Origin of the sequence: Sulfuricella sp., assembly GCA_041651995.1 — a bacterium.
In the GTDB taxonomy this organism is placed as follows: Bacteria; Pseudomonadota; Gammaproteobacteria; order Burkholderiales; family Sulfuricellaceae; genus Sulfurimicrobium.
In genome coordinates, this window is sequence record JBAZID010000002.1 from 221,038 (window position 1) to 238,018 (window position 16,981).

Annotated in this window: 21 protein-coding genes; 5 read left to right on the forward strand and 16 right to left on the reverse strand. The window is 57.6% G+C overall.

What is annotated here, in order from left to right:
- Positions 1–12: 12 nt before the first annotated feature.
- Positions 13–297, forward strand: coding sequence for a cytochrome C oxidase subunit IV family protein (locus WC392_05785; GenBank protein MFA5241874.1), 285 nt, complete (start codon positions 13–15; stop codon positions 295–297).
- On the opposite strand, the gene WC392_05790 is transcribed toward WC392_05785, so the two are convergent.
- On the reverse strand, positions 294–2,093 hold the full coding sequence (locus tag WC392_05790) for an ABC transporter ATP-binding protein/permease (GenBank protein ID MFA5241875.1): 1,800 nt from the start codon (positions 2,091–2,093) through the stop codon (positions 294–296). The two genes, WC392_05785 and WC392_05790, sit on opposite strands and share 4 nt — an antisense overlap.
- Positions 2,094–2,248: 155 nt before the next feature.
- On the opposite strand from WC392_05790, the gene WC392_05795 reads away from it, so the two are divergent.
- Positions 2,249–2,524 (forward strand): type II toxin-antitoxin system HicA family toxin, encoded by a 276-nt coding sequence (locus tag WC392_05795; protein MFA5241876.1) that lies wholly within the window; start codon positions 2,249–2,251, stop codon positions 2,522–2,524.
- Positions 2,525–2,666: 142 nt separating this feature from the next.
- On the opposite strand, the gene WC392_05800 is transcribed toward WC392_05795, so the two are convergent.
- From WC392_05800 to WC392_05825, 6 genes are all read right to left on the reverse strand, one after another.
- Positions 2,667–3,044 (reverse strand): hypothetical protein, encoded by a 378-nt coding sequence (locus WC392_05800; protein ID MFA5241877.1) that lies wholly within the window; start codon positions 3,042–3,044, stop codon positions 2,667–2,669.
- 108 nt (positions 3,045–3,152) lie between these two features.
- A complete protein-coding gene (locus tag WC392_05805) occupies positions 3,153–3,515 on the reverse strand; it encodes a translation initiation factor Sui1 (protein MFA5241878.1) in 363 nt (120 codons plus the stop codon).
- Complete coding sequence (gene ylqF / locus WC392_05810) at positions 3,512–4,447, reverse strand: ribosome biogenesis GTPase YlqF (protein MFA5241879.1); 936 nt, start codon at positions 4,445–4,447, stop codon at positions 3,512–3,514. Before ylqF ends, WC392_05805 begins: the two co-directional genes overlap by 4 nt.
- 80 nt (positions 4,448–4,527) lie before the next feature.
- Positions 4,528–5,634 (reverse strand): methyl-accepting chemotaxis protein, encoded by a 1,107-nt coding sequence (locus WC392_05815; protein MFA5241880.1) that lies wholly within the window; start codon positions 5,632–5,634, stop codon positions 4,528–4,530.
- A gap of 157 nt (positions 5,635–5,791) precedes the next feature.
- On the reverse strand, positions 5,792–6,640 hold the full coding sequence (locus WC392_05820) for an SPFH domain-containing protein (protein MFA5241881.1): 849 nt from the start codon (positions 6,638–6,640) through the stop codon (positions 5,792–5,794).
- An 11-nt stretch (positions 6,641–6,651) separates the two neighbouring features.
- Positions 6,652–7,089 (reverse strand): NfeD family protein, encoded by a 438-nt coding sequence (locus WC392_05825; GenBank protein ID MFA5241882.1) that lies wholly within the window; start codon positions 7,087–7,089, stop codon positions 6,652–6,654.
- Positions 7,090–7,253: 164 nt separating this feature from the next.
- Between WC392_05825 and WC392_05830 the strand changes: the two genes are divergently transcribed.
- The gene (locus WC392_05830; GenBank protein MFA5241883.1) at positions 7,254–8,081 is read left to right on the forward strand and encodes a symmetrical bis(5'-nucleosyl)-tetraphosphatase; all 828 of its coding nucleotides are present in this window, start codon (positions 7,254–7,256) and stop codon (positions 8,079–8,081) included.
- Here the strand turns inward: WC392_05830 and WC392_05835 are convergent.
- From WC392_05835 to WC392_05875, 9 genes are all read right to left on the reverse strand, one after another.
- Positions 8,002–8,808, reverse strand: a complete 807-nt coding sequence (locus tag WC392_05835; protein MFA5241884.1) for a lysophospholipid acyltransferase family protein — start codon at positions 8,806–8,808, stop codon at positions 8,002–8,004. The genes WC392_05830 and WC392_05835 overlap by 80 nt on opposite strands.
- Complete coding sequence (locus WC392_05840) at positions 8,805–9,740, reverse strand: carbohydrate kinase family protein (GenBank protein MFA5241885.1); 936 nt, start codon at positions 9,738–9,740, stop codon at positions 8,805–8,807. Before WC392_05840 ends, WC392_05835 begins: the two co-directional genes overlap by 4 nt.
- A 13-nt stretch (positions 9,741–9,753) precedes the next feature.
- Positions 9,754–10,470, reverse strand: a complete 717-nt coding sequence (locus tag WC392_05845; GenBank protein ID MFA5241886.1) for a type III pantothenate kinase — start codon at positions 10,468–10,470, stop codon at positions 9,754–9,756.
- A complete protein-coding gene (locus WC392_05850; protein ID MFA5241887.1) occupies positions 10,467–11,444 on the reverse strand; it encodes a biotin--[acetyl-CoA-carboxylase] ligase in 978 nt (325 codons plus the stop codon). The genes WC392_05845 and WC392_05850 overlap by 4 nt, the downstream gene beginning before the upstream one ends.
- Positions 11,445–11,459: 15 nt before the next feature.
- On the reverse strand, positions 11,460–12,035 hold the full coding sequence (locus tag WC392_05855; protein ID MFA5241888.1) for a hypothetical protein: 576 nt from the start codon (positions 12,033–12,035) through the stop codon (positions 11,460–11,462).
- A 6-nt stretch (positions 12,036–12,041) separates the two neighbouring features.
- On the reverse strand, positions 12,042–12,890 hold the full coding sequence (locus tag WC392_05860; protein MFA5241889.1) for a sulfurtransferase: 849 nt from the start codon (positions 12,888–12,890) through the stop codon (positions 12,042–12,044).
- Positions 12,891–12,957: 67 nt separating this feature from the next.
- Positions 12,958–13,290: a TusE/DsrC/DsvC family sulfur relay protein gene (locus WC392_05865; protein ID MFA5241890.1), complete on the reverse strand. Its 333-nt coding sequence runs from the start codon at positions 13,288–13,290 to the stop codon at positions 12,958–12,960.
- Positions 13,291–13,333: 43 nt separating this feature from the next.
- On the reverse strand, positions 13,334–13,924 hold the full coding sequence (gene cas6 / locus WC392_05870) for a type I-MYXAN CRISPR-associated protein Cas6/Cmx6 (GenBank protein MFA5241891.1): 591 nt from the start codon (positions 13,922–13,924) through the stop codon (positions 13,334–13,336).
- Between the two features lie 35 nt (positions 13,925–13,959).
- Positions 13,960–14,190: a hypothetical protein gene (locus tag WC392_05875; protein ID MFA5241892.1), complete on the reverse strand. Its 231-nt coding sequence runs from the start codon at positions 14,188–14,190 to the stop codon at positions 13,960–13,962.
- 356 nt (positions 14,191–14,546) lie between these two features.
- Between WC392_05875 and dsrA the strand changes: the two genes are divergently transcribed.
- Complete coding sequence (gene dsrA / locus WC392_05880; protein MFA5241893.1) at positions 14,547–15,842, forward strand: dissimilatory-type sulfite reductase subunit alpha; 1,296 nt, start codon at positions 14,547–14,549, stop codon at positions 15,840–15,842.
- Positions 15,843–15,889: 47 nt separating this feature from the next.
- Positions 15,890–16,960, forward strand: a complete 1,071-nt coding sequence (dsrB, locus tag WC392_05885) for a dissimilatory-type sulfite reductase subunit beta (GenBank protein ID MFA5241894.1) — start codon at positions 15,890–15,892, stop codon at positions 16,958–16,960.
- Positions 16,961–16,981: the final 21 nt, after the last annotated feature.

Genomic DNA, 16,981 nt, shown 5'->3' on the forward strand with positions numbered 1-16,981 from the left:
GAGGGCAGACGGATGTCACACGAAAAGCTGCTTGACCGCCTCTGGCTCCTGCTGGTGGCGCTGACGCTGGGCGGTGCCTGGATCGGGGAGTCCGCCGAACCAGGCCTGGCCGTCACCATCATTATTGCCCTGACCATGGCTTTCAAGGGCAGGATGGTGGTCGATCATTTCATGGAGCTGAAAACCGCCAATCGCACACTGCGCAACCTGATGCGGGGTTTTTTCTATGTGCTGCCAGCCGTTACCGTGCTCACCACCCTGTTCGGCGACTGGCTCGCCCGGTTGACGACGCTTTAAGGGGCCTCTTCTTCCGCCTGTTGTTGCAGCGCCCACATGCGCGCGTAAACGCCTTCCCTGGCCAGTAGCTCCGGATGCCGCCCGCGCTCGACAATGCGTCCGCCATCCATGACCAGGATCTCGTCGGCTTCGACCACGGTGGAAAGACGGTGCGCGATGATCAGGCTGGTGCGGCTCCTGGCGATTTCCAGCAGCTCGGCCTGGATGGCTTTTTCGGTTTGGGTGTCGAGCGCGGAGGTGGCCTCGTCCAGAACCAGGATCGCCGGATTCTTCAGCAGGGTGCGGGCGATGGCGACGCGCTGTTTTTCGCCGCCGGAGAGTTTCAGGCCGCGTTCGCCAACCACGCTGTCCCAGCCTTGCGGCAGGGATTCGATAAAGTTCAGGATATGCGCGGCGCGGGCGGCGGCGATGACTTCATCGCGTGTGGCATCGGGCCGGCCGTAGGCGATGTTGTAGTAAATGCTGTCATTAAACAGCACAGTGTCTTGCGGTACCACGCCAATGGCTGCGCGCAGACTGTCTTGAGTGATGCGGCGGATATCCTGGCCGTCGATCCGGATGGCGCCCTTGTTGGTGTCGTAAAAGCGGAACAGCAGGCGCGCCAGGGTGGATTTTCCCGCACCGCTGGCACCCACCGCGGCCACGGTTTTCCCCGCCGGGATGGTGAAGCTGACATCATGCAAAATCGGGCGGTCGGCGTTGTAGGCGAAGCTGACGTGTTCAAATTTTACTTCGCCGCCATGTGCGGCCAGCGGGCGCGCATCCGGTGCGTCTTCAATTTCCCTGGGGCGTTGCAGCAGGGTAAACATGCGTTCCACGTCGGTCATGGACTGCTTGATCTGGCGGTACATCACGCCGAGAAAGCTCAAGGGCTGGAACATCTGCAGCAGAAAAGCATTGACCATGACCAGGTCGCCCAGCGTGAGCGTGCCTTCCACCACGCCGTTCGCTGCGCGCAACACCATGAGCGTGACGCCGATGGCGATGGTGCCGGCCTGTGCCGCATTCAGCAGGCCGAGCGAACGCTGGGATTGCAGGGCCACTCGCTCCCATTCCGCCAGGCTGGTGTCGTAGCGCGCGGCCTCGTAGCGCTCATTACCGAAGTATTTTACCGTCTCATAATTCAGCAGGCTGTCGATGGCGCGGCCGTAGGCATCGGAATCCAGCGTATTGGCGCGGCGCACGAACTGCGTGCGCCAGTCGGTGATGGTCACGGTAAAGCCGATATATGCCGCCAGTGTCACCAGCGTAATCAGCCCGAATACCCAGTCCAGCTTGACGAACAGGATGGCTGCCACCATCAGGATTTCCAGCACGGTAGGCGTGATACGGAACAACAAAAATCCCACCAGGCTGGAGATCGCCTTGGTGCCGCGCTCGATGTCACGGGTGATGCCGCCGGTCTGGCGCTCCAGGTGAAAGCGCAGTGACAGGGCATGCAAATGCTGGAACACCGCCATGCTCACCCGTCGCATGGCGCGCTGGGTCACCTTGCCGAAAACCACATCGCGCAGATCGGCAAAGGTGGTGCTGGCAAAGCGCAACAAGCCATAGGTAATGATCAGCGTCAGCGGCAAGACCAGATCGGCGCGTGATTTGTCCAGCGCATCGATGATCTCCTTCAGCACCAGCGGCACCATTACCGAAGCCAGCTTAGCGCCGATCAGCAAGGCTAGCGCAAGCAAGACCCGGCCGCGAAACTCCCATAAATAGGGGAACAGGCGGCCGATCGAACGCAAATCGGTCTGGCTGGGCTGGTGTGGTGTTCTGGCGTGGGAGTGATCGAATCGGGGCATCGGGGTCAGCGCGAGTCTCGAATTGGCCTGCTTCCCTGTTTTGCACGGAAAGGCCTTGGTTTATTGCAGGGCGAAAATGCCACTCGACTTTGCTTTACCTGGCCGTCACGGAGGATAATAAGCCGAACAGGGTTGCACATTTAAGGAGTTACGCCATGAGCCACAAGCATAGCAGTCTGTTGCGCGCCATTTTCCATGACCCGATCAGCGCCAATATCCACTGGCGCGAAATCGAATCCCTGTTGCACCATCTGGGCGCCAGTATCACTCCTGCGCATGGTGCGCGCTTCCATGTGACACTCAACGGCTCCGATGAGTTTCTGCATCACCCCCACCAAAGCAGTGTTTGCGATAAAACAATGATCAAGCAGCTGCGAGAATACCTGTCCCGTGCGGGCGTCACGCCATCAAGCTACGAGAATGATGCATAAGCGTTTGAGCCGGTCGTCTGGATAAACAACGGATCCCCGGTGCCGTGCCAGCGGGTTGCCGGATCATGAACCCGCTAACACGTACCCCCGGAGGTTGCTTGAAACGGTTTTTCGCCGGGCGGGATCAACCGCCGGGCGGACTTTATTTCTTAGGGGTAATGCTGGCTTCTTCAATCAGCAGGGGGTAGGCGTAACCGCTGCCAAAATCCCTGTTTAATGTCACCACGCCAGAAATGGTGACCTGGTCGCCGACGTTGGCGGTTTGCTTGCTGGTGATGAGCAGGTCGTTGCTATTGGCGTCGCCCGTTCCGTCCTGCAGATGAACAAAGTTGCGCCCCATGATGTTGTTGTTGACCTTGACCACCTTGCCCTGGGCCTTGATCGTCTGGCCGGCGAGGGTAGCCTTGTTCTGGTGCAGGGCCGCAACGGTCTTCAGGCTGGCTTCTGCGGCGGTGGCGCTGAATGAGGTCAGGCTCAGGACGCCAACGAGTCCGGCGAAGGCGAGGGATAGAATCTTCATGAAAACTCCTGTAGATAATTGAAGTGTCGGCAGGAAAATGCCAGGCGGCATTGTATCATCAGTACCCAATCCTCGCCGTTTCCCCGCCTGGCAGGGAAATATCCGTGTTTATCCGCCAGTCCGCTTGACGCTCCAGCCCTGCTGCTTGAGGATTTCGATCACCCGTTCGCGATGGTCTCCCTGGATTTCGATCACCCCGTCCTTTACCGTGCCGCCGGAACCGCATGCTGTTTTGAGCTGCTTGCCAAGCTGCGCGAGCGCGGCGGCATCCAGCGCGAGTCCCTTGATCAGGGTAACGCCTTTCCCTTTGCGGCCCTTGGTCTCCCTGGAAACCCGCACGATGCCATCAGACACCGGCGTTGGCTTGTTCTGGCTGCAAACGCACTCGGCAGCGGGCTTCCGGCACGCGGGACACATTCTGCCGTGCCCGGTGGAGTAGACCAGCCCGCCGCCAGCATTCACTTTGTTCATTCCACTTCGCTGTCTTCAGGGCGGCTGGAAGATGATTTCTTGCTGGATTCCTGCATGGCTTCTTTCGCTGACTGGTGTTCGCTGAGCATGGCGCCGCGGGTTTCCGGTGTTTCCAGGCTGATATGCCCCAGCGCGCCGGTCCGGTAGTCGGTGAGCAGGGCGAGCGAGGCTTTTTCCAGGTCCGGATATCCTCCCTTGAGGCGGTAGCCGCGCCGCTTGGCAACGGCTTCAATTACGCTTATGCCATCCATGTCATCCACGGCGCAACCATAGCGGGCGGTGAGCAGGGTGGGGTAACGTGCGAGCAGGATGTTGGCGAGAAATTCGGCAACTTCCTCGTCGATCACGGCGTTGCGGCCGATGGCGTGGCTGGCGGCCAGCATGTAGCCGTCGCTGTCGTGCTCGATCCTCGGCCACATCAGCCCTGGTGTGTCGGTGATCGTCATCCGGTCGTTCAAGTCGAAGCACTGCTGGCTTTTGGTGACCGCCGGCTCATCCCCTACTGCCGCCACCCGGCGCTTCAGCAGCGCATTCATCAGTGTGGATTTGCCGACGTTGGGAATACCCATGATCATTATGCGCAAGGGTTTGATCCTGGAGTCGCGATGCGGTGCAAGCGCCTGGCACAGGCCGGGCACTTTGGTCACGTCAGATGGTTTCTTGCAGGACAGCGCGACAGCCTTGACGCCTTTTTGCTGGTTGTAGAAATTGATCCAGGCCTGGGTGGCGGCGGGGTCGGCCAGATCGGCCTTGTTAAGGATTTTCAGACAGGGGCGCTGGCGGTGGAGGCGCAGTTCCTTGATCATCGGATTACAGCTCGCCTCGGGCAGGCGGGCATCCAGTACCTCGATGATTAGATCGGTAGACTCCATGGTTTCGGCAGCTTTTTTGCGCGCCGATACCATATGGCCGGGAAACCAGTTAATAGACATTCTTAATCTGCAGTTTAATCAAACGCTTATTCTACCCTTCCGGGCCTGCCGCGTCATGTTCGTCGTGCGTTGAACCTGCTTCAGATCAGGCAGGTTTGATCCTCCCCCTGCTGGGCCATGCTTTCCAGGTGCTGCAATACATGGGAACTGGCCTGTTCCATTTGTGCGGCATGGGCCAGGGCTTCTTCAAGATTTCCGCTCAGGAAATTTGCCACGGCGGCCTTGCCATAGGCATGGACGTCCTTGTGGGGAGATTCGACGTCCCTGTATGACGGCAGTTTCGAAAAACATCCTTTGCCATCGCCTTCGTAGTACCACTTGCCGAGCCGGCAGGCGGTATGGCTGGAAAAATCATCCACGGCTTTCTGGGACAAGCCCATGAGCACCTTGTAAATTTCCATCTTGTAGATCAAGTGGTCGATCTTGGCAACTTCGACGAAGGTGCGTAATGCGCTGCTGCGGATGGTGGAGCGCGACTGGCTGGAAATGTCCAGCAGGCTCTGCATGCTGGCGCGAGCGTCCTGCGTGTCCTGAGCGTATCTGGTGATATTTTCGGGCGTTATCTCGATCTTGGCCTGGGCGTTGGCGGTTTCTTGCTGGATCGCATTGACCAGCGAGGATATTTCGGCGGTTGCATTGGTGGTGCGCTCCGCCAGCTTGCGCACCTCATCCGCTACCACCGCGAAGCCGCGGCCCTGTTCTCCGGCACGTGCTGCCTCGATTGCCGCATTCAGCGCCAGCAAATTGGTCTGGTCGGCAATCTCCTTGATCAGCTTGACGATGCCACCAATTTGGCTGGCGCTCGCGCTCAGGACATCAACCGTGCTGGCGACTTCCTGGGTTTTTTCCGCCATGTCGTCAACATTTGACGATATTTTCTGGACTGCTGACAGGTTGGTGCTGGTCGCCAGGGCTGCATGGTCGGAGGATTCGGCTTCCTGCTTCATGGAGACGGAAAGGTGCGCCATGGATTTCTGGGATTCGGCGAGACTTTGGCTGAATACCAGAAGGTTCTGGAACAGGCCATCCTTGAATTGTGCTGCTTCGCTCAGCGTCCTTAACGACGCTTCAAGCGTGCTTTTTTCTTCCTGTAATTGCTGGATCTCGCTTTGGCTGGACGATACCAGTGTCTGGAATGTTGTTCTGAGTTCACTTAACTCACGTTGCAATTTGCTGTTGCCAAACATGATTCCCCCTCTCTGCTCTAGATAATCAATCCCGCCCGATATCCATGTTCCGGCATTTGATGGCCCCGGGTGTTTGCCCCCGGATTTTGCCGAAACTCGAATGTTGCCCAAACAGCATAACTGTACAGATTAAGGGCTTTTAAGTCATCAGCTTAAGCTATTTTTTGCCTAGCATGCTCTGTACGGTCTGCATGATGTCAGCCGGCAGCACCACGGTTTTGCTGTTGGGGGACGAAGCCAGTTCACGCATGGCCTGGATGTATTTTTCACCGAGCAGGTAATAGGCGGGAAATTCCCGGTCCGGGATCGATTCGGTCACCCGCTTGATGGCTTCCGCCGCGCCCTGCGCCAGCACGATCTGCGCCTGGGCATCGCGCCTGGCGGACTCCAGGCGGGCCTCGGCTTCCAGGATGGCGGCCTGCTTGTCGCCTTCGGCCTTGGTGACGGTGGCCTTTCTTTCCCGCTCTGCCGCAGCCTGACGCTCCATGGAGTCCTGCATTGAGTGCGAGGGCTTGATGTCCTGGATTTCCACCGATTTCAGCGTCAGCCCCCAGTCCGCCACGTCGTCTGAAATGGATTCCTTGAGGCGCACCTTGATCTGCTCTCGCGATGACAATGCCTGATCCAGCTCCATTTCACCGACGATGGAGCGCAGGGTGGTCTGGATGATGTTGACGATTGCCATCTCGAAACTGGTGACGCCGTACACCGCATTCTGCGTATCCGTCACCTTGACGAAGGCGATGGCGTTGACGACCAGCACCGCATTGTCCTTGGTGATGACCTCCTGCTGGGGAATGTCAAGGATCAGGTCCTTGGTGGGTACCTTATAGGCAACCCGGTCGATGTAGGGAATGATGATGTGCAGGCCGGGTAGCATGGTGGTGTGATATTTGCCGAGGCGCTCCACCACCCATTCCTCGCCCTGCGGCACGATGCGCACGCCCTTGGCCACGGTGACGGCGACAAAGATAAAAAATACAAATGCCAAAAAGGTGAGTTCCATAGCCTGTGCTCCTATTTTTTTGCTACTTTGAGAGTTTGTCCCATGACATCGATGATGCGTGCGCGCTCCCCGGAGGGAATGCTTTCATCGGCGATAACCGGCCAGGTGTCCGAGCCAAGAATGGGTTTCTGGAAGCGGATCTGGCCTTTGTTCAGTTCCGTGACTTCCTTGATGATCATGCCGGTCTCGCCCAGAAAAGCTTCCTTGGCGATGCCGGATTTGGTCCGGTCCGGATTTTTGAAGTAGCGCATCCACAGAAACACCATGGCGCCGGATGCTATGGCCCACACGGTGAACTGGGCCGCCAGTGAAAGTGGCATCAGCAGCATGAGTGTGCCCACCAGCAGGGCACCCAGCCCGAACCAGACGATGAAGAACGAAGGGATGGCCAGTTCCAGCAAAATCAGCAACAAGCCGCCAGCGATCCAGTGCCACCATGCAATTTCCATTACGTCCTCCGCAATTCATAAAGCCGCCTACGGCATCTTCGTCCCCCTCTCCCCGTCGGGAGAGGGTAGGGGTGAGGGAAAGCCGGTCATGGTGCGATGGCAACATTCTTTTTGCCCATGACCGGTTTAGAATGACAGCCATACCTTAACAAAAAACAGGCCTTATGCCCACTTATGCCATCGGCGACCTGCAGGGGTGCCACGCCGCGCTTGAAAAGCTGCTTGAACACATCGAATTCGATGCAAAAAAAGACCGCATCTGGCTGGTCGGCGACCTGATCAATCGCGGTACCGGATCAGCTTCCATCCTGCGTTGGGCAATGGGGTTGGGTGATGCGCTGGTCACGGTGCTGGGTAATCACGATTTGCATACGCTGGCCGTGGCGGAAGGTTTCGTGCCGCTACACCGCAGCGATACTATCCAGGATGTGTTGCAGGCGCCCGACCGGGATGAACTGCTGCACTGGCTGCGCCAGCAGCCGCTGGCTTACCGTGAGGGCGACAATTTCCTGGTGCACGCCGGTCTTTTGCCGCAATGGACGCCCGAACAGGCGCTGGCGCTGGCGGGTGAAGTCGAAACGGTGTTGCGTGGAGAAAACTACCGGGATTTTCTTGAGCACATGTATGGCAACGAGCCGCGCCGCTGGCGCGATGACTTGCGTGGCATGAAGCGCCTGCGCCTGATTACCAATGCAATGAGCCGTTTGCGTTTTTGCACTTCGGACGGATTGATCGACTTTTCGCACAAGGGGCCGCTCGGCAGCCAGCCTGCGGAATTGCTGCCGTGGTTTGACGTGCCCGGGCGTGCCAGTCAGGATGTGACCGTGATTTTCGGTCACTGGTCGGCGCTGGGGCTGATGCTGCGGCCTAATCTGGCGGCCCTTGATAGCGGCTGTTTGTGGAGCGGTGAGCTTACTGCCCTGCGGCTGGAAGACCGCCAGGCTTTCCAGGTGTCCTGTGCGGGCTTGCCAGGCTCAAAGCGCTGGAAATAGCGGCTTCCGCTTGTCGCGCCAGTTCCTTGCGGGTTTTGTGGGCACAGGCAATAGGTTCGAGGAACCGCAGTTCGGCCCGGATTTCACGCTGGGCCAGGATGTTGCGCATGGAGTCCATCATCGACATATCGCCACAGTAGGCAGCCCGGGAGTTGATGCTGCCATCGCTGTTGAGATAGCGGAGCGCTACCGGGCGCAGTTCCGCGCCCGCGTCGATTGCCGGCTGTAGCAGGGATGCGAGGAAAGGCCTGAGGTGGGTGCCATCCGTGGTGGTGCCCTCGGGGAAGAATGACACGCAGTCGCCCTGGCTCAGCGCCATGGTGATGGCATGGTTGATGCGCGCGGTATCTCGCCGTTTTCCCCGCTCCAGAAACAGGGTGCCGGTTTTCGCTGCGAACCACCCCAAAACTGGCCAGTTGCGCACTTCGGCTTTGGAAACGAAGCGCACTGGCCGCACCGCATTGATGAGGTAAATGTCGAGCCAGGAAACGTGGTTGGCAATCAGCATTACTTTGCGGCTGGCTTCGTTCGGTGGTGTGCCATGGATTGCAAGGCGAATTCCCAGCAAGCCCAAAAGGCTACTTGACCATTCCCGCGCGAGCGCCAGGCGCAGACGGGGCGTGCTCCACGGCAGCACGATGGCGGCGGTCAGCACCCCGCGCAGAACGTGCAGCCCGAGCCGGGCCACACGCCATGCACGCACCAGGCGGGAAGTGGGTCTGCTCACTCCAGATGGGTGCCGAACTGCTCGCGGTAGCGGCTGGCGATTTCATCCCGTGAGTGAACGTGGTTCTGTCCGCCACGGCTGGCAATCTTGAGCGCGCCCATGAGCGCTGCCAGGCGTCCGGTGGTTTCCCAGTCCATGCCGTTGACGATGCCATAGAGCAGGCCCGCGCGGTAGGCGTCGCCGCAGCCGGTCGGGTCGATCACCTGTTCGGCCTGTACGCAGGGGATTTCCAGCACTTTTCCGTCGCTGTAGATCATCGAGCCTTTGGCGCCCAGGGTCACGATCAGGGCGCGTACGTTTTGCGCCAATTGATCGAGGTTCTTGCCGGTGCGTTCCTGCAGCAGCTTGGCCTCATAGTCGTTGAGGGCAACGTAGTCCGCCAGCGCGACGAAATTCATCAGTTCCTCGCCGTTGAACATGGGCAAGCCCTGGCCCGGATCGAAGACGAAAGGCACACCTTTTTCCTGAAACTCGCGCGCATGCTGCAACATGCCGTCACGGCCATCCGGGGCGACGATGCCCAGTGCGACGTTGCTGGCATCGTGCACATGGTTGAGATGGGAGAAGCTCATGGCGCCGGGGTGGAAGGCCGTGATCTGGTTGTCGTCCAGGTCGGTGGTGATGAAAGCCTGGGCGGTGTATGAGCCGCTGGCCCGGCGCACGTGGGTTTGTGCCAGCCCGAGTCCATCCAGCCGCTGCGCATAGGGTTCGAAGTCGTCGCCCACGGTGGCCATGATGAGCGGCTTGCCGCCCAGCAATTTGAGGTTGTAGGCGATGTTGCCGGCGCAGCCGCCGAACTCGCGCCGCATTTCCGGCACCAGGAAGGCGACGTTCAGGATGTGGATCTGCTCCGGCAGAATGTGGTTCTTGAACTGGTCTGGAAATACCATAATGCTGTCGTAGGCCAGCGAGCCGCAAATCAATGTGTTCATCTCTTATCTTCTTTCAGGTTTCAAGGGCAATCCGGAGCAAACCTTCCAGCACCAGTTGATCGGTTTTCTGGATGGGAATGGCCAGTAAAGGCAGCAGGATATCCGCATCCCCGCCGCTGATCAAACACAGGGGGCGAGTTGCAAGCTGCCTGAACCCCCGTTCAACCGCGCCGGCAATAGCGTTTGCCGCGCCACTCATCATCGCGTCCGCAGTGTTGCAGGGGAAGGGGAGAATTTCTCCATCCTCCCTTGCTAGTCTGGCAGTGTTGCGCGCCAGGGCATCCAGCATCAGCCTGAGACCGGGCACGATCATGCCGCCACGGAAATGGCCCTGAGCTGAAAGGGTATCAATCGTCACCGCTGTGCCGGCCTGGACCACCAGCAAATCCCGGCCAGGGTGCAAGTGATGCGCCGCGATCAGTGCCGCCCAGCGGTCGCTGCCGAGACGTTCTGCTTCGTTGTAGCCGTTGCTTACATTGCACTGCGATGGCTGGGGCCGGATATACAGGGGGGGGGCGCCCCAATGCTGGCTGGCGCCGGTGATGGCATGTTCGGTTGCAGTGCCCGCGACATTTGAGGCGATGATCCTGGCCGGCGTTTTCAAGTTTGCCCACTGGACTTTCAGTTGTGGCTGCTCTGTCGGCGTCCAGCCTTGCTCCTGCCACGCGCCGTGGGCGTAACAGGCCCATTTGATACGAGTGTTGCCGGCATCAATGGCGAGGATGCTCATGCGTTGCTCCGCATGCTGATTTCTCCGGCGGTGAAGCGTCTCTCTTCATCCTTGCCTCGCACCAGAAGCGCGCCGTCTTCCGCCACGCCCGTCACCATGCCGTGATATTCGCTGCCATCGGGCAGCAGCATGCGTACCGCCTTGTCGTGGTAGCAGTGATGGCGGCTCCATTCCTCCCGTAGCCTGTCAAACCCTTCAGCCTCGAACTGCCGCAGCACGCCGCTGAGGTGGTTCAGGATAAGCGCCAGCAGATGATTGCGGTTTGGCAAGTCAGGCTGGATCGTGGCGATGTCGGTTGCCGCCTGATCAATATTCGCTCTGACCGGCGCAGCCAGTTTCAGATTGAGACCGATGCCAATCACAGCCGCGCTGGGGCCGAGCATGTCGCCTTGCAGTTCGATCAGGATGCCAGCCAGTTTTTGCTCTCTATGCAATATGTCGTTCGGCCATTTGAGATGGGCGTCGCAGATGCCGGCCTGTTCCAGTGCGCGCATCAGCGCAACCCCTACAGCAAGGCTGAGTCCGGAAAGGTGGCTTGCGCCCTGGCTGAAACGCCAAAGCAGGGAAAACGTCAGGCTGCCACCCAGGCTGGTGTGCCATGTCCGCCCACGACGGCCGCGCCCCCGGGTTTGCAGTTCTACCGCAAGACAACTGCCGTGGGCCGCGCCCAGGGCGGCTTTCTGCATCAGAATACTGTTGCTGGATTCTGCAATTTCCACGACTTCGAGCTGGATGAGGCGGGATTTGTCGCCCAGTGCGGCGTGGATTTCTTCGCGGTTCAGCCACTGTACTGCTTCGGCCAGACGATAGCCGCGCCCCGGCAGACTGAAGATCTGGATGCCATGCTGATCCAGATCCCGCAGCGCCTGCCAGACCGAGCCGCGCGAAACGCCGAGCCGGCGCGCGATCGCTTCTCCGGAGCTGAATTCGCTGCTGGAAAGCTGCCGCAAGACGGAGAAGGTGAGTGCTTTCAAGCGCGGCCAGAGAGCTTACAGGGTGCCGGAGTCTTCCGCGAACAGGCCGTCCAGGCCTTTTCTGACCAGGGTCAGGGCGTTGGGCACCTCGATTTCGACGACCTGATCGATGGTCCAGGAATGATCGCGCTTGGGCATCTGTTCGAGAATCTTGCTGCCGAGGAAACGGCGGCAAGCATAGTTGGGTTCGCCATCTTCGTAATCGAAGGTGGCATATTCGGCCAGGCGCTCTACCAGCAGGCTAATGAAGCGTTTTTGATAATTGTCCGGCGATGGGCCCATGTGGGCAATCTGGTTGTCTTCCAGGATTTCTGCCAGGCGCTTGACCAGGGCGTTGATGAGCTCACTGCGGTATTCATCTTCCACGCGCTGGTAGACGAAGCGGTCGGTGTACTGGACGAGGAAGGCGAGATACTCGGCAATCATCGCGAAACCCTGCTCCTTGGAGCTGATCTCGAAATGAGCCTGTTGCATGTGGGTGGCTTTTTCTTCTGCGACCCGAAAAATCAGTGATGCAATCACAGTCGCCACCTGAAACGGACTCTTGGGTGCGCCTTGGGTGTGCCATTTGCTTTTGACTCGAATCGCCATGCTTGATTATTCTCCAGTTTCGACCGGCCTGCCGGGGTCGGTAATCCATTCGCTCCATGAGCCGGGATAAAGCCTCGAACCCTTGAGACCGGCATGTTCCATGGCGATTACGTTGTGACAGGCAGTGACGCCGGAGCCGCACATGTGTACTACGCGTTGCGGTTCGACGCCGTTCAGAAGATCGAGATAGGTTTCCTTGAGTTCTTCAGCCGTCAAGTAGGTGCCGCCCATGTCGAGATTGTCCTCGAATGGGAGATTGATGCTGCCCGGAATGTGCCCGGCCACCTTGTCCAGAACCTCGCGCTCACCGCTGAAACGTTCTTCTGCACGGGCATCAATAATCAGGCACTTGTCGCTGCGCAGCGCCTCCTCGATGCAATTTGCGTCAACCCACATGCTGTTGTCGGGGCGTGCCGTGAATTCCGCCGGAGCAATGCTGGCTGGATCTGCGGTTATCAGATGCCCATCGCGAATCCAGCGCTGTACGCCGCCATCGAGCAGGGCAACGGATTGATGCCCGAGCCAGCGCAAAACCCACCACATGCGGCTTGCCATGGAGCCGAGGCTGTCATCGTAAACGACGACCTGCTTGCTGCTGTCCACGCCCCACTGGCCCAGTTTCAGTGCCAGTAGCTGAGTGTCTGGCAATGGGTGGCGTCCGCTGGTGGCGGTTACTTCAGATGAAAAATCGTCGTTGAGATGAGCATAGCGCGCGCCGGGAATGTGGCCTGCCTGGTAGGTGCGGCGGCCTGAATCAGGGTCGCTCAAGGTAAAGCGGCAATCAAAAACAACCCAGTCCGGATCATTCAGATGTTGCGCCAGTTGTGCTGCACTGACGAGGGTGGTGAATTTCATGAAGGGGTTCCTGATTCCGGATTCCGTAGTTTAACCCGAAAACCGGAACCCGGAAATTTGCTGCTTTTTAGTAACCGCCTTTTCCAAACGGCTTCGGCAGGCCAGCCACTTTGGCGGACTGACGGTTCGGCTGCATCGGGAACAGGACGTACAAGTGCTTTTTCCAGTCGGTACCAGGATGATCGGCATCAAAGTCCTTGCACATGTTGCGGAAGTTTGGGGTTTGACCGTCTTCCTTGTACTTTGTGCGCATGTAGTTGACCACCGTCCAGTGCTCATCAGTCAGCTTGAGGCCTTCGGCTTCAGCGATTACTTTTACCACTTCATCGCTATAGTCAGGCTCCAGTAGAAAGCCGTCTTCATCCACTTCCAGTTCGGTGCCATTTACGACGTAACCCATGGTTTTCTCCTTGTCTAAAGGTCGTTGATTAAAACAATTACGCTCAAGTGAGCGCGTTTATGGATTTGTGAGGGATAAAAATGCCGCAGCCAATTTTACGGTATTTCCCCAGCCCCTGTTGTTGTACCAGGAACGAATGCTCCATCGGCAGGCCATGCAGCATCAGGCTGAAGCCGCTCACCACTCCATCCTGCGTCCTGATGGCCTGGCGTTTGCCGCAAATGAAGCGGGAATCGATTTTCATCTCATCCAGCAGGCGCATAATATCATTGGAAAAGTCCAGTTCGTCTTCACTTCCGGTCGCAACGCAATGCGCAAACAGCGGGGTGTGCCGCGAAAGTGGGCGTGTTTTTCCTGTGCCTATTTCGATTGCGCGCCCGCCAATATGGATGGTTTGTCCGGATAGCCGCATCAGATCGGGTACTCGTTGGGAGGCCACGCGTACCATAAGCTTGGTGCGCCGGTTGAGTATCAGTTCGCCATGCCCGGTATCGGCGCCATGAATTGCATGAACACCCCCGAGCGGTTCATCGGCAAACCAGGGCAGCAGACGCGCCAGTTCTGTGAATAATTCGTAGCCGTGGTCGATGGGCAGCAGCGTACCCCGGATGTCAAACTGGACGTCGGTGACCAATGTTTCGTCGACGGAGGAGGCATCCTCGTTGTAGCTTAGCCAGCCGATTTTGTTGCTCCTTGTTCCTGTGTTTTTGCCCAGTCAAGTAGGGCATTGCCCCAGTGTTGTGCGGTTTCCTTATCAATCTCGAAAATGGTAAAACGCTTGATTTCCCGAATTCGCAGGCGCAATGTACTGAAACCTGCTTCATGGTTGACTTGTTGTAGCTCGATCTCTTGACGGAAAGGGGTCGACAGAAATTTTTCCAGGCTTATTGATTCATCCATAATTGTGTTAGCTTTGGGCTCTTAAGAGTTTTCAGGATTGTAACGAAATATAAGTTCTGCGCCCGATACTGCAAGGGGCATACCCCATATGGCTAGTATCATAATACCCCTAAGGGGGCGGTGGAGTACTCCTGTTGCGCGATGGGGTAGCCGCGAAGAATGATAGAAATTGAAAGTGTAACGGTTGTAGTATTCGACTATCTGCTGGAAGTCAGGCGCGTTTAGTGGTGAACTTGCCGCGAGTGGGCCGACGCAGTCTTAAAAGAAACACGCAAAGTTGTAGCTTAAATCGAGATGGCTGGTGCCGGTCAAGAAACCGGCATAGCTAGACGTTACTTTTTTTTTGGAGAATATATATGGCTAAAAAAATGCACGATACGCCGATGCTGGACAAGCTTGAGAGTGGTCCATGGCCCAGCTTTGTAACCGGCCTCAAGCGCGAAGCCGCGAAAAAAGACATCATGGTTGACCTGCTGGGTCAACTGGAAACATCCTACAAGACTAAAAAAGGTTATTGGAAGGGTGGTACGGTTGGTGTGTTCGGTTATGGCGGTGGTGTAATTCCGCGTTTTACCGAGCTCAAGGACGAGCATGAGAACCCGGTTTTCCCTGATGCGGCCGAGTTCCACACCTTGCGTATTCAGCCTCCTGCCGGCATGCACTATGACACCGCCACCCTGCGCAAATTTGCTGACATCTGGGACAAGTATGGTTCCGGCCTGATCGGTCTGCATGGCCAGTCCGGCGACATCATGATGCAAGGCTGCACAACTGCCAATGTCCAGCCCGCCTGGGAAGAAATCAATGCGATGGGTTTTGACATGGGTGGTGCAGGTCCTGCGCTGCGTACTTCCATGTCCTGCGTTGGTGCAGCGCGTTGCGAAATGTCCTGCTACGACGAAGCCAAGGCGTTGCGCACCATCATCAATGCCAATATTGACGATATGCACCGCCCGGCATTGCCATACAAGTTCAAGTTCAAGTTCTCCGGTTGCCCGAACGACTGCGTGAACTCCATTCAGCGTTCCGACATGGCCACCATCGGCACCTGGCGCGACAACATTCAGGTCAACGAGCAGCAGGCTCGTGACTACATGAAGGGTCACGGCATGGACAAGCTGGTCAATGACGTGATCAGCAAGTGCCCGACTCGCGCCATTACCTTGCGCAACAAGGCTGACGCAGTTACCGGTGACAGTATTTCTACTGTAGCGGTTGACGATCAGCACGTAATGCAGATTGAAAACCACGACTGCGTGCGCTGCATGCACTGCCTGAACGTCATGCCGGGCGCGTTGCTGCCAGGCAAGGACAAGGGCGTAACCATCCTGGTCGGCGGCAAGAGCGTGCTGAAGATCGGCGCCACCATGGGTACTGTAATCATTCCATTCATGAAGCTGGAATCCGAAGAAGACTTCGAAAAACTGAATGAAATGTCCCGCAATATTATCGACTTCTTCGCTGAGAATGCGCTGGAGCATGAGCGTACCGGCGAAATGATCGAGCGTATAGGGCTGGTGAATTTCCTCGAGGGTCTGGATATTGATGTTGATCCGAACATGGTTAATCACCCACGTGCAAACCCATACGTGCGCATGGACGATTGGGACGAAGAAGTCGAGAAAGCGAACGAGCGCAAGGCTGCGGCCTGATCCTGCGTCGAAATTGGTTAATCTAGTTAATATTTGGAGAATAAATAATGGCTGAATTGCGTGCACCTGATGAGTGCGGCGTACCGGATCCTATGCCCTTCATGCATCCTACGTTAAGGGAAAACTACGGCAAGTGGGTATTCCATTCCCATCCAAAGCCGGGTGTTCTGTATCACCGCGCTGAAAATGGCACCGAAGTCTGGACCGTCAAATTCGGTACCGCGCGTCAACTGGATGGCTACACCGTCCGCTTGCTGTGCGACCTGGCTGACAAGCATGCCGATGGTCACATGCGCTTCACCGCCAGAAGCAATGTGGAGTTCATGGTTACTGCGGAAAGCAAGGTTGATCCGCTGATCAAGGAATTGAACAGCCATGGCTTCCCTGTTGGCGGCACCGCCAACTCCGTGTCCATGATTTCGCACACCCAGGGCTTCCTGCATTGCGATATTCCCGGCACCGACGCTTCCGGCGTGGTGAAGGCGCTGATGGACGAATTGCACGAAGAATTCATCAAGTGCGAAATGCCCAACCGCGTCAAACTGTCCACCTCCTGCTGCGAAATCAACTGCGGCGGTCAGGCTGACATCGCGATCATCATGCAACACACCAAGCCGCCAAAGATCAATCACGATCTGGTTGCCAATGTGTGCGAGCGTCCTACCGTTGTTGCGCGTTGCCCGGTTGCAGCAATTCGCCCGGCGCTGGTCAATGGCAAGCCTTCGCTGGAAGTGGATGAGAAGAAGTGCATTTGCTGTGGCGCGTGCTTCCCGCCGTGCCCGCCGATGCAGATCAACGATCCGGAGCATTCCAAGATCGCGATCTGGGTGGGTGGCAAGAACTCGAATGCCCGCTCCAAGCCAACATTCCACAAATTGGTGGCTTCTGGTCTGCCTAATAATCTTCCCCGTTGGCCTGAAGTGGCAGCTGTTGTGAAGAATATTCTGGCTGTGTACAAGGCTGACGCTCAGCCTTGGGAGCGCATGGGTGACTGGATCGATCGTATTGGCTGGCCACGTTTCTTCGAAAAAACCGGCCTGCCGTTCACCAAGTACCATATTGATGATTGGCGCGGGTCCCGCACTACCCTGAACGCCTCGACTCACATCAGGTTCTAATTGGACTTGTCTTCATCACCG